Consider the following 17,336-nt stretch of genomic DNA (forward strand, 5'->3'; position numbering starts at 1 on the left):
TCCTAAATAATTAGTGATTTGAATTAATTATAATAAGGAAATTTTTCAGTTAACTAGGACATAAGTCCGAAGCCAATGTTCTATGCCACATTTTTAGAAATTAATTTGGAAATAAATGACTATTGATAAAAAAAGCGCTTAATGCGCCGTTAGATTTAAATTTTCTCGTCTTTAATCTGCCAATTTTTTTTAAAAAAAATCTCAATAATGGTAAAAATCAACTTAAAGTAGACGATAAGTATAGATATTTTTAATTTTAAAGTTACGAATTCGATTCACAATGGGTTTCAATAACAACATAATACCGTTAAAAACGGTGGCTGAAGCGAAAAGCAAAAATAACAGCAGGTTTACACAAATTGGTAATAGATTTTCGCTTATATCTTTTTGGTATAACTCTTGCGTATTTATGGTTAATGTTGAAATGGTATGATTAGCGTCATAATCAACATTCGAAACGAATCCCGACACCGTGACATGATCTGCATGAACGATAGATTGTGGATCTTCACTCTCATCCGATTGAGAAGTTGTATTTTCTTTTAAACCATGTAGAAGAAAATAGCTTGAGGAACTGGCTAAATGAAAAGAGGTATCGGCACTTTGAATTAATGCTTCAATACATCTATCGGCTTTATTTTTAACAGGTACTTCACATGACACATCTAAAAAATTTAATTTCACTACATCACCCGACTTGATGTCGCTAGTAACTAATTTTGATGGATCATCAAAAAACCAAATTTTAGAATCGTGATTGTATTGATGATAAGCAAATAAGAAATTGTCACTCACCTTTGCTTGATTATTGATAGCATAAAGGTAGAACATGCCAGCTAAAAAAAGCCATAGATTACGTCCCCAAAATTTTGGTGGCCCAAATTGTTCAACCTCTTTATTAACCGACATATCGTAGCCATAACGGACAATTTTTTTACTCTCAACATCAACATCTAAATCAACATCAAAAGCGCTATTTTCAGGGATAAATGATTGCCAATTTTTGGAATACTTTAATTTCAAACCATGGCCAATTATAATCTCATTAGATTTAACAATTTTTTTATCTATTTTTCCTTTTATTTGATTAATAAATCGCACTTTAGCTTTATTTTTTGGTTTACGAAAATAAAAGTAAATAGCAACCAGCAAATTCACTGCAAACCAAAACAGATCGTTTAATTCTTTTGTGTCCCAAAAACGATTAAAATAGCTTACGACAAAAGAACAAAAAAATACCGTTAGTATTCCTTTATTTAATTTGTTACGGGAAGCTGATTCTTGAGATGTTTCTTTTCGAACTGATAAAATTTCGTAACCCAATTTTTTACTGAGTTTAGCGTTTGGCCTTACTGTATGAATAGCATTTTCATCGAAGTTTTCGTCTTTGGAGTATTTTGAAACGCCGCTCTGCCAATATACCGAACTCTGTTTATCATTTTTTTCATCAGCCAAATAGGTCGCATATAATGCTGAACCTATTTGGTGATCATTGACCTTAACAGCAATAGCGAAATTTTGCGTAAGCGCAATTTCAACTTCGCTATAATCAGTAAGGTAACGATCCATATTGAAAGGAAATACAACATCAATATTTTGGATTTTATAGGAACAAGTGTTTTCGGTATGCGAAAATTTAGTTTGTTTGACACAACTACCGGATATTAACATCACTTCTCGAGAAACTAATGATGACTTTTTTTTCCCAGAAGATTGGTTCATCGATAAATAGGTTTCTAAACCATCTCTTTCCTGTTTAGTTAACATTCTAAAAGGTTTGAGGTCAGTAAAACTACCGGCTATTAGCTTATTTTTATATTTATTTATTCTAAATTTTTTTATTGGATAAGAAATAATAGAATAAATAAATGAAATAATTAATTGAATTATCGTCAAAAAAACAATAAATGGCATTAAAACTTATTCCTTATAAGTCTTATTTTATAATAAAGTAAAAATTTAACTTTTAATTATAAAATTAATGATTGACTGTTTTTTCACTCCGGGATAGACCGATAATTCCAGAACGCACAATTTCAACAATATTACACGTTTCACGAATTGAGGCTAAAAACGAGTCTAACTTTTCGCTCGTTCCTGATAACTGTACAATATAATGAGTAGCAGTTACATCGACTATCGAGCCTCGAAAAATATCAGCACAGCGTTTTACTTCATCACGCGCATCAGAACCTTTCGCCGCCACTTTAACCAGCATGATTTCACGCTCAACGTGAGGGCCTTCGGTTAAATCATTCACCCGATAAACATTGACCAGCTTATGCAGTTGTTTTTGGATCTGCTCAATGACATGCTCATCCCCCGTTGTTTGAATCGTCATACGACTCATGGTTGGATCTTCGGTTTGTGCAGTAGTAATCGATTCAATGTTGAATCCACGTTGTGAAAATAAACCAATGATTCGTGACAAAGCACCCGGTTCGTTTTCTGTTAAAATTGATAGTATATAACGCATTAGGTTCTCTCCGTTTTACTTAGCCACATTTCATTCATTGCTCCACCACGAATTTGCATTGGATAAACATGTTCCGTAGCATCCGTCATGACATCAATAAAGACTAAACGATTTTTTATCGAAAGCGCTTCTTTCAGTTTCGGTTCCAGATCTTCACGTTTATCAATCCTCATACCTACATGACCATAAGCTTCGGCAATTTTTGCAAAATCGGGGAGTGACTCCATATAAGATGAAGAGTGACGACCTGCATAAATCATATCTTGCCACTGTTTAACCATCCCTAAAAAGCGATTGTTAAGATTTAATACAATCACTGGCAAACCATATTGCAATGCGGTTGACAGCTCTTGAATATTCATCTGAATACTTCCATCACCAGTCACACAAACTACATGTTTTTTAGGAAACGCAAGTTTAACACCTAATGCCGCTGGCAAACCAAATCCCATAGTACCCAGTCCACCAGAAGTAATAAAGTGACGCGGTTTGTCAAATGGGTAATAAAGCGCCGTAAACATTTGATGTTGACCTACATCGGTAGCAATATATGCGTCACCTTTGGTTAATTTATATAAAACTTCAATGGCTTCTTGTGGTTTAATGCTTTTACCTTTGTGGCTGTATGCTAAACATTTGCGCGCACGCCAATGATCAATTTGCTTCCACCAATCGATTAGCGCATCTAAATCACGATCAACATTAATTTCATTGAGTTGAGTTAACATTGTCTCAAGTACTTTTTTAGCATCGCCAACTACCGGAATTGCAGCGAATACTGTTTTAGATATTGACGTTGGATCAATATCAATATGAATAATTTTTGCTTTGGGACAATATTTTTCAACATTATTAGTCGTTCTATCATCAAAGCGAGCACCGACAGCAAAAATCACATCGGCGTTATGCATGGCCATATTCGCTTCATAGACACCATGCATACCAATCATACCTAAATATTTTTTATCAGTTCCTGGAAAAGCACTAATTCCCATTAATGTTGAGGCAACAGGAAGATTTAATTTATCGGCTAAAGATTTAACCGCGTCGCTAGCATTGGCACTAATTACACCGCCACCAATATAAAGAACAGGTTTTTTAGCTGATAATAATGTAGTTAATGCTTTTTTGATTTGTCCTTTATGCCCTTGAATGGTTGGATTGTAAGAGCGCATTGAGACTGATTGTGGATAGCTATAGTTATATTTATTTGCCGGATTAACAATATCTTTTGGCAAATCAATCACAACTGGACCTGGCCTCCCTGTTGAGGCAATATAAAATGCTTTTTTTATCGTTTCTGGAATATCTTTGCTATCTTTTATTAAAAAGCTATGTTTAACAATCGGGCGAGAGATCCCAACCATATCACACTCTTGGAAAGCATCATTACCAATTAAATTACTGGCGACTTGACCTGATAAGATAACTAAAGGCACAGAATCCATATAAGCAGTAGCAATACCGGTAATAGTATTCGTTGCGCCAGGACCAGAGGTAACCAAAACGACACCGACATCACCAGTTGATCTGGCATAACCATCAGCCATATGGACAGCAGCTTGTTCATGACGGACTAAAATATGCTCAATTCCACCTAGGGTATGAATCGCATCATAAATATCTAGAACACTGCCTCCTGGGTAACCAAAAATTTGCTTAACTCCCTGATCAATCAAGGATTGAATGACCATTTCTGCGCCTGACAGTTTTGCCATGGTTGTTGCCTCCATTTATAACTAATTTGTCATTTTTCCCCATTTTGCATGAACTAATACAGAAAATCAATAAAGTCAACAATATAAGTTAACTTATTCTCAATTTTGGGTACTAGTACTCATTTTTGAAAGAAATAACTTGTAAAAGTTTATTTTATCTATTTTAATGCAATAATAGTGAGAAATTAATCGATCGACTAATTGATTAATTTTGAATTATTAAAGGCGTTTTCGCTTTTGTTTACGCTCTTTTATATATCTATATTAGGGCTCATTATAATTAAAAGGTGTTTTTAATGGCCAATTCTTATTACAAACAAACCTCCCTATCTGATTGGCAATTAGTCAAAGTATCAGGTATGGATAACCGTACATTTTTACAGGGACAAGTAACAGCTGACCTTAGTCGTATTAACGAAAACTCAGCATCATTCGCAGCACATTGTGATGCAAAAGGACGTATGTGGAGTAATTTTATATTATTCCAACGAGGTGAAGATATATTCTATATCTTACGTAAAAGTGTTGCCGAAAGACAAATTAGTGAATTGAAAAAAACGGCAGTTTTTTCTAAAGTAACTATAGAGCCCGTTCTGGATTTAAATCTAGTCGGATTGGAAGATGATGCAATAGATCCTTCTGTGATTTCAGCATTGGGCGATCACAATTGTATTACTATTGGTGGTGTGACTTATATTAAACTCACATCGCCTAAATTGCGAGTGATAAAAGTATCGTCTGAACCATTACCTACTGATTTACAGCCATCTGATCACTGGTTACAACTTGAATTAGAAGCTGGTCACGCTATTATCGATGCTCCTAATATTGAAAGTCTGCTTCCTCAAGCTTGTAATTTACAACATTTTAAAGCAATAAGCTTTGATAAAGGTTGTTATTGTGGGCAAGAAATGGTAGCTAGAGCGCAATTCCGAGGTGCAAATAATCGCGGGCTTTATCTATTAAAAGGTCATAGTAAAGCATTACCGGAAATCGGTGATAAACTTGAATATGAACTTGAAGGAAACTGGCGTGAAGGTGGTCAGATCTTAGCGGCATTAAAAGTTGGGCAAAATGATGAAGTTTATGCTCAAATAGTGTTAGCAAATGGTTTTGATAGTGAAACAAAATTCAGAGTCAAAGGCCAACCTGATAGTGAATTAAAGTTATAATTTAATATCGATCAAGCAGGAATAGTTTTATAATTATTCCTGCTTTTCAATGTATTAATTTCCTAACTCTTGATGAACAATTTCAACAAAATATTCTGCACCAGTTGTTAAGATCTCATCATTAAAATTATACGACGGGTTATGAAGATTCGCGCCATCTCCCGCACCAATTTTGATATAAACGCCCGGCACTTTTTGCAACATAAAAGCAAAATCTTCTGACCCCATTGTTGGTGGTGAATCAATCACAATCTTATCGTTACCCACAAGTTTTTGGGCAACTTTAATTGCTATATCCGCCTGTTTAGCATGATTGATAGTTGCTGGGTAACGGCGTTGATAATTAACTTCGGCTTTTGTACAAAACGTTAAAGCGGTTCCAGTTGAAATATGTTTGATTCTTTCTTCTGCTAAATCTTGATCTTCAGCACTCAATGCCCTAACTGTTCCACGAATCACCGCATGTTGTGGAAGCACATTCCAAGTATCGCCACTATGAATCTGTGTCACACTAATAACCAACGAATCAGTTGGATTTAAATTACGGCTGACAATTGTTTGCAAGCTATTGACAATATTGGTAGCGGTTAAAATGGTATCTCTACCTAAATGTGGTGCAGCAGCATGTGAACCAACACCAGTAATTTTAATTTCAAAAACATCATAAGATGCCATGACTGGACCATGATTAATTAAAAAATGGTTCAACGCAAAATTAGGTTGATTATGCATACCATAAACAGCTTCGATAGAAAATTTTTCAAATAGACCATTTTCCACCATCACTCGTCCTCCGCCTTCGTTTTCTTCAGCGGGTTGGAAGATCACTATTACCGTACCGGAAAAATTACGATTCGCACTTAAATATTTTGCTGCGCCTAACAATGTTGCAGTATGACCATCATGCCCACAAGCATGCATTTTACCGGGGATTTTTGAACAGTAGCCAATTTTGTTTTCTTCAACGATATCCAACGCATCAATATCTGCACGTAAAGCAATAGTACGACCTTTATTCTTACCATGAATAACCCCTACTACACCAGTTGGCGCAAAATCGGTATACAGTTCGGTAATTCCAAACGATTTTAGCTTTTCAATAATAAACTGGGTTGTTTGCTTCTCTTCGAATGCAGTTTCAGGGTGAGAATGAATATGATGACGCCATTCAATCATCTCATCTTTTAATGCAGCAATGCTTTTCGCGGTAGTACTAGTCATTGATTATTCCTTACATTTAGCTATAAATCTGAAAAGACTTTAATCGCACTATAATCTTAATTTGAATAAAGTAAAAATAACTAATTCTTTTATCGTTATCTTTTTTAGTTATAAGCCAAGGAGTGCAAGAATTTATGTGAATACCCAAAGAGATGTAATTAAAAAAACAATCAAGATCACAAACTGAAAATGATTAAATAACCAGATAACAACAGAAAAGGACCAAAGGCGATCATGTCATGCATTGTTTGCTTATATTTTGCCAAAATAAAAAAAAGTATGCCTGACAATGATGCCATAATTAACAATAATGGAATTAATTGATAAGGTAGCCAAGCACCCAAAGCCGCGACAAGCTTAATATCCCCACCACCTAAACCGGCTCGTTTTGTTAGGCAAAAATAACAGACAGCAGGTAATTTAAGCATTAAATAACCACCAAAAACCCCCGTTAAGGCGTCACTGATGGTTAACGAATTTAGATCAAAATAAGCCATCATCAACCCAGCCCACATCAACGGTTGTGTAAAAAAATCAGGCAGTAAAAAATAGCGAAAATCAATCAGTGCTAAAAGCAAAAAATAACTCGCAAGTAGCATTAATAACATACTTTGAAAATTGAGATCTTTGTTCAAATATATTAGTAAAAATAATCCCGCTACAGCCAACTCAAAAATTGGATAGCAAAAAGCGATCTTTTGCTGACAAAAATAACATCGCCTTTTTAATATTAACCATGATAGCACTGGAATTAACTGCCAAGCAGAAAGGGGGTGTTGACAATGTGGGCACGAAGAACGAGGAAACGTGATAGCGACTAAATAATCAAACAAAGATTGTGAAGGCGAATATCGCCAATAAGCAACTTGCAAAAAACTACCGACCGCAAGCCCAACACAAAAAACCAAAACAGCCATTAATGAATCACATCTCCCATTTGAAATACGGGTAAGTACATCGAGATCACTAATCCTCCAATTATCAATGCTAAAAATAACATCAAAATCGGCTCAAATGCTTTGACTAAATTATCGGTTAAGGTTTGATTTTGTTGTCGATAGTAGAGGGACAAGTTATTAAGCATAACATCTAATGATCCTGACTCTTCGCCAGCATGAACTAGCTGTACACAAAGTTTAGGAAAATAGGACGATAGCATTTGACTAAAGGCATTACCTTGTTCAATACCGTTAATTATTTTATTGATAATGTCACGATAGTAACTATTTCCTGTAGTATTTGCCGAAGCACTAAGTCCTGTTAGTAATGGAATACCTGCTTGCTGAGTGGTTGCTAATGTGTGGAAAATCTGCATTAAGCACTGTGATTGAATCACTTGCCCCAATAACGGCAATGCTAATTTTTGCCGATCAATCGTGAGTTGATAGCGGACTTTAAAAAAACGCTGGAATAAAAAGTAACCCAGCGACGGCACTAATAATATGAGTATACCATTTTGCTGAACCTTATTCGCAATATCAATCACTAGCTGGGTAAAATAAGGTAATTGAGCATCAAAACTTTGATAAATGTCGGCGAATTTTGGTAATACAATAAACATCATCACGATAATAACCACTACTGACACTGACAATAAAAAAAGCGGATAACGCATTGCCTTTCTAATCTGTCTTTGTAATTGCAATGATTTTTCAAGATGCGCGGTTAGTTGTTCAAAACTGTGATCGAGTTGTCCGGATAATTCACCAATAGCAATAATTTCACAATAAAGCGCAGGAAATACCGAATGATATTGTTTTAAAACAGAGGACAGTGATTCACCTTTGGCGATTTGCTGACTAATGTCTGATAACAAATACTGCCATTGAGGTTTAGGCTGATCATCAAGAAGTAATCTCAAACTATCAACAATCGATAATCCAGCCTTTAACATAGTGGCTAACTGTTTTGTGATAATTAGCAGATCGCTAGGATTAAAACTTTTTTTAGTAATAATATTTCCGGCACGAATTTTAATCGCGATTTGACCTTGCAATAAAAGCTGTCTTTTCACATCTTGCTTTGATGTGGCAATAATCTTATTTTGATGAAAATTAATGTCATACCAAAAATAGATCCGCTTCATACACTATCACCCAATGACTACTTCACCTAAAACCCGATTTAATTCAGCCAAAGTAGTGATACCTTGTTGTACTAATTTAAAGCCAGCTTGTAGTAATGTGACTCTATTATGGGGTGAGATTGGTTGATTAGTTATAATCTGTTGTTGCACTTCTGGGGTCACCATTAACAGTTCATATACACCTACTCGGCCTAAATAACCACCTACACACTTGTCACACCCCATGGCGATAAAGTGTGGTGAAGGTTGATTATCAATTAGGGTTAGTTCACTAGCAACGACTTTGCAATGTTGGCAAAGCTTTCTCACCAAGCGTTGAGCGATAACCAATTTCAAACTGGACGATAAAAGATAATTTTTGATGCCCATTTGATTTAACCGAACTATTGCTTCAACACTCGAATTAGTATGCAAAGTGGATAATACTAAATGGCCTGTTTGAGCTGCTTGAATGGCAATTTCGGCAGTTTCATGGTCACGAATTTCGCCAATCATCATCACATCTGGATCTTGGCGCAATAAAGCGCGTAATATCACCGAAAAAGTTAGACCGGCTTTATGATTAATCGCAGTTTGATTAATACCTTCTAAAGGTATTTCGATCGGATCTTCAACACAACAAATATTACATTCAGCTTTATTTAGATGCTTTAACGCACTATATAAAGTCATAGTTTTACCACTGCCGGTTGGGCCAGTAACCAAAATCAACCCTTGCGGATAATCTAAAATCTGTTTAAGTGTGAGAAGATCTTGTTCGGTTAATCCTAAATCATTAATGGTTAGCTCAGATTCATGATTATCCATAACCCGCAATACAATCTTTTCACCATTGATCACCGGCAAGGTAGCAATTCGCATTGCATAGTTATTAATTACCAATTGACCATCTTGCGGTAAGCGGTGTTCAGCAATATTTAAATTAGCCATAATTTTTAATCGGGCGGTGATCTGCTTAGCAAGGCTAAGTGGTGGTATTAGCCTATTTTGCAAAACGCCATCAATTCTCATGCGTATTCGATAGTAATTTTGATAAGGCTCGAAATGAATATCAGATGCTCGCTTATCCAGTGCTGATAATAATAGCTTATCGAGACTTTCAACCAATTGATCTTCTTGCATCATAATTTATTAAAATTTAAAAATATCTTCACAAGCAGCTTTTAAACTGTCATCAACAGGATTGGTGACACAGGTACGTGACCAATCTAAATTGCCTAACGATGAGTTCAACTTAGGTGTTAAAGTTGTGGTTAAGTTAGATAACGCGCTCTTACCGACAATAGTAATCACGCCATTAGTAACATTGATCGAAGTAACATAGTTAGTCGATCTTGTCGTGGGCACACCATTTGCTCCAGCATTACATTTATTTAATGCGCCCTGCTCAATAGAACAAATTTCAATCGCTGTTTTATAGGCTGTCATTGATTGAAGCATATCGGTTAAAGCGGCCTTTTTGACATAACTTTGATAGGCTGGCAAACCGATAGCTGTTAAAATGGCGACTACCACAATGGCGATCATTAACTCAAATAAGGTAAATCCAGACTGCTTGTACATAAATTCCTCTAAAGATTAATCAAATGATAGATAGAGTGACTTTATAGCAAACTGAAAAAATGAAATAATAACCAGATAAAAGATTTGGAAGTTAAAATACAAATTGATTACCACAATCAACATTGTATTAATCAAAGTTGTGAACAAGATCGCAATACACACTATTGGAGCCATAATGACCTTGAAAGTGTTAAAAATAGTTGATGGTTGGATAAGCAATATCAAACAGGTCAAATCGCCGTATTATAATGATCGCACTGACCCCATCACATTATTAGTTATTCATAATATTAGCCTGCCACCCAACCAATATGGCGGGCCTTATGTTGAACAACTTTTTACCGGTAAGCTCGATCCGAATCAGCACCCTTATTTTGCCGATATCTATAAACTACAAGTATCAAGTCACCTATTTATAAGACGCGATGGCGAAATTATTCAATTTGTGCCATTTAATAAACGTGCTTGGCATGCAGGTAAATCAGTATTTGAAGGTAAAGAAAACTGCAACGACTTCTCAATTGGCATAGAAATGGAAGGATGTGATACCGACAACTTTACCGAGGCACAATACCAGCAACTTGCCAACGTTACCATACTATTACAACAAACCTACCCAATCAAAAATATAACCGGACATAGTGACATCGCCCCAGATCGCAAAACCGATCCTGGTCCTTATTTTGATTGGAATTATTATCAAACACTGATTAATATGAAAACAATTTCAATACAACTGAACCTAATTAAAGATGAACTGCAAAACCTTAACTTATGGCAACCCTCACCCCCTGAGGCAGAAGCTTTTTTAAGTGAGCAGCCATTTGCACTCGACACCATGCAACCGCATGAATGGTTACAGTGGATCTTTATTCCGCGCATACAGGCGTTAATCGATGCTAAAAGCGAAATACCTAAATTTGCTCTTCACCCATATTTTGAAGAGGCATTCAAACAGCAAGAAATAGAGGTAGATGATTTATTAGCGCTAATTAAACAACTTGATGAATTAACCACCACTCGGTCAACAGATGAATAATCGAAAAGAGAGACAGCCACAACCGTGGCTGTAAAATTGAAAAATTAATTGTTCATTCTGCGGTATTCATTAACCGCTTGTTGATGATTACTATAATTGCTACTAAATGTATGGCCACCAGTACCATTAGCAACAAAGAATAGATAATTCGTTTTAGCTGGATGTGCGGCTGCTTCAAGTGATGCTAAACTTGGCATAGCAATTGGTGTTGGTGGTAGCCCCTCAATCACATAAGTATTATAAGGATTATTGGTATCAGTCAAATCAACACGCCTAATCGTACCCGTATAATTATCCCCTAACCCATAAATAATGGTGGGATCGGTTTGCAACTTCATATTTGCTTTTAAACGATTAACAAAAACCGAAGCAACATTAGCACGTTCAGAGCTTATGCCTGTTTCTTTCTCTATAATCGAGGCAATAATTAGCAACTCATAAGGTGTTTTATAAGGCAGATCTTTATCGCGGTTATCCCACACTTTTTGTAGATTGTTTTTCATAGTCAAATGGGCGCGCTTAAGAATATTAATATCTAAACTATCTGCGGTATATTGATAGGTATCGGGTGATAACCAACCTTCCAATTTTCCATCATCAATGCCCAATATCTTCGCAATCTCATCATGTGACTTTCCGGTTAATGTTTGTTTAATATAAGGCGTATTACTAAGCACATTTAACCAATCCTTAGCACGCTTACCTTCAACAAATTGCACAAAAAAACTGCTCTCTTTACCCGATACCAACAACTTTAAAAACTCCTCAACCGTCATATGAGGATGCAATTGATAAGTTCCTGCTTTAATCGAGCTTAAAGAAGGATCGAGTTTATACAAATAAGGCAACAAATACGCTTGTTGCATTAAATCACTCGCCTTAACTTGCTCAACTAATTGATGCAAAGAGGTGCCTTTTTTCAATACAAACATCTGATTATCATCAGTGACATTCATATGTTGCTTAGAAAATTGCTGTAAATAATAATAACCAATAGCTAACGAGCCACCGACGAGCAAAACTACCGTCAGTAACGTATACAAAATAAATTTTTTAATCATAACCTAGTCTTTATAACGAATTTTTGCGCGTGAAGTTAAGCGCGTTAATAACTCATAAGCACTCATTCCCGTGTGCTTAGCGATTTGTTCAACCGGCAACTCCTTGCCCCAAAAAATGACTTCGTCACCGGGTTTATCCTGGCAGTGTTGTCCTAAATTGACCACAATCATATCCATAGAAACACGGCCAACAATCGGTACCAAGCGACCATTAATACTCACGGGTGTATTTTCTGGAATATCGCGCGGATAACCATCACCATATCCCATCGCCACAACCCCTAGTACAGTGTCACTTTCACTTGTCCAAGTTTGACCATAACCAACTGATTGTCCTTTTTCGTGCTTACGTACTGCGATTAATTCAGATTTGAGCGTCATAGCGGGTTGTAAATCAGCGACTGCATCAGAAAATGGCGAAACCCCATATAACGCAATACCAACTCGAATCATATCAAGATGAGAATCAGGCCAAGCAAGCAAACCACCTGATGCTGCAATCGATTGTTGACAGCCATTAACCGAACGAGCAAATTCATTAAAACGTGCTATTTGGGTATTGGTTTGTGAAGAACCTAACTCATCTGCACTACTAAAATGGCTAATAATATTGATCGGCTGGCGAACAGCTTTACAGCTAGCTAAACGATTAAACTCGTTTATTGCTTCATCAAAATGAAAACCTAAACGGTGCATACCAGTGTCAATCTTAAACCAAACTGTGATCTCATTTGCAAAAGGGATCGTATTTAAAACATCGATTTGCCAACTTGAATGGATAACTGGTTGCAAATTAAAATCAAGCAAATCGTTAATGTCATCATGCGGAAAAAAACCTTCCAAAAGCACGATAGGACCACGAATACCAACTTGACGCAAAGCTATTGCTTCTGAAACTCGTGCAACACCAAAACAATCAACTTTACCATCCAACAACTGAGCAACCCCTTCCATGCCATGGCCATAAGCATTCGCTTTAACCACTGCCATTAAAGTACAGTTTGGAGATTTTTGTTTAAAAAATTCAACATTGTGTAAAATTGATTTACGATTAACTTCTACAACAGCAATAGACATTTTGCATAACCTAACTTATATATTGAATGGTTATTGTAAAATTTGTTATCGATAATCACAAATAAAAAATCGGCAATTTGCGTGATTTTGTTGTTAAAAATGTGACAAAGTTAAAAAATCCACACTTATCCTCGCAATTAATACAATTCGAATTAATTTAATTATTTACATCAATAATAATAATGATTATCATTTGCGTTTTATATCAATACAACGTTATACAAAAGAGACAAAGAGAAGTTTTATGACCCCAAAATTACATTATATTGCAATATTAACTATCTGTTTTTGTGCAGATAGTTATGCAGAAGAAAAAAAAGGCAATCCACAAGATACCATTATCGTTACCGCTGATCGGAATGAAAAGACAGTATGGGATAGCTCAGTATCTGTTAATGCAGTCAACCGTGACGAGATTGAAAAACTCAATGGCGATTCTGTGGTTGAAGCACTGCGTGATATTCCAGGCGTTGAAATTACCGATAACGCACTAGCAGGACGCAAACAAATCATGATTCGTGGTGAAGCCCCTTCCCGTATTTTAATGTTAATTGATGGTCAAGAAGTGACTTATCATCGTTCCGGACACGGTTCAAGTGCTGGTGTATTAATCGACATGGAATCAGTTGAACGCATCGAAGTGATTAAAGGGCCTCACTCAGTATTATATGGCTCGCAAGCGATTGGTGGCGTCGTTAACTTTATAACCCGTAAAGGAAGTAAAGATGGAAAACCACTAGCCGGAGATGCCAAATTAATCTATAACCAATCGACCAATGGCTTTACCGAAATGGGCACGGTAAACGGCACGATTGATGAAATATTTGATTACCGAATCAGTGGAACCTACTCTGAAAACAATGATCGCAAAGCGTATCAAGGCAAACTGCATAATACCGATTTTGATAATAACAGCATAAGCTCATGGTTTGGTCTCAACCTTGATAAACACAAATTTGGTATATCATTAGATCGTTATAAACTGAATACCAAAACCTACACCGATGATAACTCACCAGAAATAAAAGAATTTTGGGTAAACATTCCACTACTAAAACGTGAAAAAGTGGGGTTCTTTTATGATTATGACGTCGATGCAGGTTTCTTAAAAAAACTGCATTATGATGCTTACGCCCAAAAACTAAATCGTCAATTTAGAAACCATGTCGTAGTATCACCTAGACCGATAATGAAAGTAACGACCAACACGGCCACCAATGACGAACAAAAAACCTATGGCATGACATTCCAATCAGACATGCAACCACATAAAGATATGACATTAATTGCTGGTGTACAGTATCAACAAGATAATGTTGACCAAGACTCACATAATGTCGTGATATCAAAAATGCCTGCACCACCAGCTAGTTATACCCAACATAAATACCTAACTAACAAATGGCAACAATCGAGTATCGCACTATTTGGGCAAAATGATTGGGCAATAACCGATGATATCTCTTGGAATCTTGGTGCTCGTAAATATTGGGTCGAATCAAAACTAAAAAACGGCAATACCACCATAAATAAAATCCCGGTTATGGGATCGGCAACAACCAGCCACAGTATCGATCGAAAAAAGAAAACTCATGATAACAACTTTGTTGTATCGTCAGGATTAACCTACTCAGGTTTTAAAAACACCCAACTAAGAGCCTCGTTTGCACAAGGTTATGTTTACCCAACCCTTGCACATCTTTATGCCGTCACCTCGGCTGCTTCGCAAACGATTTATGGAAACTCGCATCTAAAAGCTGAAAAATCCAACAACTACGAAATTGGTTTACGTTATAACAATAACAAATTATTAGTTGATGGGGCGATCTACTTCTCGGATGCAAAAGACTATATCACTCAAATGAACTGTAATGGCTCATCGATTTGTAGTGGCGCATCCGGACGTTCTATTACTTATTATGGCAATGCCAACAAAGCCAAAACCCATGGCTTAGAATTAAGTGTTGAATACCTAGACCTTCCGGTGAATCCTTATCTAAAAGGGAATTACCTAAGCCGTAAAATCGAGACAGATACCTACAGCACTCGTGACACCGGCAACCCACGCTTTACAGGGAGTGCAGGGATAAAACATACAGCTTATTTTGATAAATTTGATATTGATTCAGACCTATTTATGCGATTTGCCACCAACGCAACAAAACGCGGTGATTCATCTGTTTATCACTACAGCGGATGGTCAACATTAAACTTATCAACCACAACCTCATTTGGCGCTAATCGCCAGTACCATATTGGGTTAGACCTCAACAATATCTTAAACAGAAACTACACCACAGCTTACGAATCAATACCAGCAGCTAAATTCCACGCTATCATTAGCGCCAGTATGAAATTCTAAAGCTGCGATATAGCAAGGCAAAAGAATCCCTATGCCTAAAAAAATCCGCCCTAGTTGGGGCGGATGGTTTAAGAGTTAGACACTATAAAATTGCTTGTTATCGCTCGATTACGTTGAATTTTCGATTCTTTAGTGAATATAATTATTTTTTCACCCAAGTAATGATGCTAAGGTAAAGTACAAATCCCTTCCAAAATGCTTTCATAGCCAGTATAAAACCAATGTATATGACCATCCTCAGGGTAAACAACATACCGATTATCGCTGCCAGGAGCTATAACATTGGTCCAGAACCTGGTAACACCAAAGTCGGCTTTTTCATATTTGTTTAGATTACCCCACTCCGCAATAAAGCTGGCACCAATTCTACGCTGATAATGATTATCAGGTGAGGAAGGTGTAGCAGCAGTCACTCCATAATATTTTGCATTAGTTAAATCTTTAACCATAGGCATACGGTAACCAATTTTATTACACCAAGAATCCATATTAGAATAGGTATAAAAACCTTTACCTCGGTTGACAAACCATTGTTTTATCTCAAATCCATACTTGACAGCTTTCTTACCATTATGGACATAATGACCTATTAACTCGAAAGTCTGCGGCAAAGTAGGCTTAGCAATAAGACCAGGATTGTTAGAATTCCATTGGGATGCCTTCGCAACTGGACCGGTTAAGGTAACCCGTACGCTTGTCGGTGTAAAATTGCCCACAGTAGCAGTAATACCTCCCCGAGTGACAGAAGACCAAGCCAATAGCTGACTATTACCAGCAATTTCTAAATCAAAGTACATGTTATTAGCACCCGTAGTCGGAAAGTTTTTACCATAATAATCAGGCCTAGTATCCTGAGTGAAAAAACCCTTATAACGGTTCCAAATAGAAGATGGACCATCGTTATTAGCTACATCTGCAACCGAAACGGGTTTGGCAAAACAAACCTCTGGTTCAGTCTTAGGGTTAGGAGTAACATAATAAGTCACACTACTTGCATTGAAACTACGACTACGTGGAACCCCATAACGTGTGGATAGAGAACCATTCGTACTGGTTAATTTAAGACTATAAGGGGCACCACAAGGCCCTAATGTTCGATCACGTGGTACAGCTCGGCTGTATTTATCGGTGACAGATAAACTTAAAGTACCTGTAGCTATAACGTTTGTATCGCCATCATCATCCTTCCAACCAAGCATATTGAATTCCACTGAATCTTTGTCAACTGGAATAAACATGTGAATGCCACTAACAGGTTGGTTAGCAATAGGCAAGACGATTGGATTTTCAGGAGATGAAGTATTAGTTGAAGGCGTGTATTGCACACCATTGTTAAAAGCAATACTGAGCAAACCATCAGTATCAACTGCAAGCATACTAGCGCCGACATTTTTATAAACAAAATAAGGCGCACTACCCTGAATATGATTTCTTGTTGTCTGTGAAGTTAATGCATGGCTGGAATAAAAAGGTATTAGTAAAAGGCCTAGCGGTAAAAAGATCTGTCGGAGTAATTTAGATCTGAGAGATGATCGGAATGATGATCCAAATGATGATCGAA

Annotated in this window: 14 protein-coding genes and 1 pseudogene; 4 read left to right on the top strand and 11 right to left on the bottom strand. The window is 36.6% G+C overall.

Features of this window, described 5'->3' with window-relative positions:
- Positions 1–222 precede the first annotated feature (222 nt).
- The 3 genes from J3U18_RS10345 to ilvI all read right to left on the bottom strand — a co-directional run bounded on the left by J3U18_RS10345 (position 223) and on the right by ilvI (position 4,194).
- The gene (locus tag J3U18_RS10345) at positions 223–1,914 is read right to left on the bottom strand and encodes an IgaA/UmoB family intracellular growth attenuator (RefSeq protein WP_267353967.1); all 1,692 of its coding nucleotides are present in this window, start codon (positions 1,912–1,914) and stop codon (positions 223–225) included.
- A 64-nt stretch (positions 1,915–1,978) separates the two neighbouring features.
- Positions 1,979–2,476 carry an acetolactate synthase small subunit gene (gene ilvN / locus J3U18_RS10350; protein WP_065563307.1) on the bottom strand — a complete coding sequence of 166 codons (498 nt, stop codon included), beginning with the start codon at positions 2,474–2,476 and terminating at the stop codon, positions 1,979–1,981.
- Positions 2,476–4,194 carry an acetolactate synthase 3 large subunit gene (gene ilvI, locus J3U18_RS10355; RefSeq protein ID WP_267353969.1) on the bottom strand — a complete coding sequence of 573 codons (1,719 nt, stop codon included), beginning with the start codon at positions 4,192–4,194 and terminating at the stop codon, positions 2,476–2,478. Before ilvI ends, ilvN begins: the two co-directional genes overlap by 1 nt.
- 296 nt (positions 4,195–4,490) lie before the next feature.
- Between ilvI and ygfZ the strand changes: the two genes are divergently transcribed.
- Positions 4,491–5,366 (top strand): tRNA-modifying protein YgfZ, encoded by an 876-nt coding sequence (gene ygfZ, locus J3U18_RS10360; protein WP_267331619.1) that lies wholly within the window; start codon positions 4,491–4,493, stop codon positions 5,364–5,366.
- A gap of 54 nt (positions 5,367–5,420) precedes the next feature.
- On the opposite strand, the gene J3U18_RS10365 is transcribed toward ygfZ, so the two are convergent.
- The 5 genes from J3U18_RS10365 to ppdD all read right to left on the bottom strand — a co-directional run bounded on the left by J3U18_RS10365 (position 5,421) and on the right by ppdD (position 10,236).
- A complete protein-coding gene (locus J3U18_RS10365) occupies positions 5,421–6,587 on the bottom strand; it encodes a M20 aminoacylase family protein (protein WP_267353971.1) in 1,167 nt (388 codons plus the stop codon).
- Positions 6,588–6,763: 176 nt separating this feature from the next.
- Positions 6,764–7,504, bottom strand: coding sequence for a prepilin peptidase (locus J3U18_RS10370; protein WP_267353973.1), 741 nt, complete (start codon positions 7,502–7,504; stop codon positions 6,764–6,766).
- Complete coding sequence (gene hofC, locus J3U18_RS10375; protein ID WP_267353975.1) at positions 7,504–8,673, bottom strand: protein transport protein HofC; 1,170 nt, start codon at positions 8,671–8,673, stop codon at positions 7,504–7,506. Before hofC ends, J3U18_RS10370 begins: the two co-directional genes overlap by 1 nt.
- A 6-nt stretch (positions 8,674–8,679) precedes the next feature.
- Complete coding sequence (locus J3U18_RS10380) at positions 8,680–9,798, bottom strand: ATPase, T2SS/T4P/T4SS family (protein ID WP_267353976.1); 1,119 nt, start codon at positions 9,796–9,798, stop codon at positions 8,680–8,682.
- Positions 9,799–9,804: 6 nt separating this feature from the next.
- Positions 9,805–10,236: a prepilin peptidase-dependent pilin gene (gene ppdD, locus J3U18_RS10385; protein WP_267353978.1), complete on the bottom strand. Its 432-nt coding sequence runs from the start codon at positions 10,234–10,236 to the stop codon at positions 9,805–9,807.
- A gap of 175 nt (positions 10,237–10,411) precedes the next feature.
- Here ppdD and ampD point away from each other — a divergent pair.
- A pseudogene (gene ampD, locus J3U18_RS11950) lies at positions 10,412–10,948 on the top strand (1,6-anhydro-N-acetylmuramyl-L-alanine amidase AmpD); the annotation flags it as partial.
- Positions 10,949–10,951: 3 nt separating this feature from the next.
- On the top strand, positions 10,952–11,275 hold the full coding sequence (locus J3U18_RS11955) for a YqcC family protein (protein WP_370632609.1): 324 nt from the start codon (positions 10,952–10,954) through the stop codon (positions 11,273–11,275).
- Positions 11,276–11,319: 44 nt separating this feature from the next.
- Here J3U18_RS11955 and mltG read toward each other — a convergent pair whose 3' ends face one another.
- Together mltG and alr are read right to left on the bottom strand one after the other, a co-directional pair.
- On the bottom strand, positions 11,320–12,333 hold the full coding sequence (mltG, locus tag J3U18_RS10395) for an endolytic transglycosylase MltG (RefSeq protein ID WP_416380416.1): 1,014 nt from the start codon (positions 12,331–12,333) through the stop codon (positions 11,320–11,322).
- A gap of 6 nt (positions 12,334–12,339) precedes the next feature.
- Positions 12,340–13,413 (bottom strand): alanine racemase, encoded by a 1,074-nt coding sequence (alr, locus tag J3U18_RS10400; protein WP_267353984.1) that lies wholly within the window; start codon positions 13,411–13,413, stop codon positions 12,340–12,342.
- A 244-nt stretch (positions 13,414–13,657) separates the two neighbouring features.
- Between alr and J3U18_RS10405 the strand changes: the two genes are divergently transcribed.
- Positions 13,658–15,775, top strand: a complete 2,118-nt coding sequence (locus tag J3U18_RS10405) for a TonB-dependent receptor plug domain-containing protein (RefSeq protein ID WP_267353986.1) — start codon at positions 13,658–13,660, stop codon at positions 15,773–15,775.
- Between the two features lie 167 nt (positions 15,776–15,942).
- Here J3U18_RS10405 and J3U18_RS10410 read toward each other — a convergent pair.
- On the bottom strand, positions 15,943–17,336 hold a 1,394-nt coding region (locus J3U18_RS10410; protein ID WP_267353988.1), incomplete at its 5' end, for a hypothetical protein.

Source organism: Gilliamella sp. B3482, assembly GCF_026536805.1.
Taxonomy (GTDB): domain Bacteria; phylum Pseudomonadota; class Gammaproteobacteria; order Enterobacterales; family Orbaceae; genus Gilliamella; species Gilliamella apicola_E.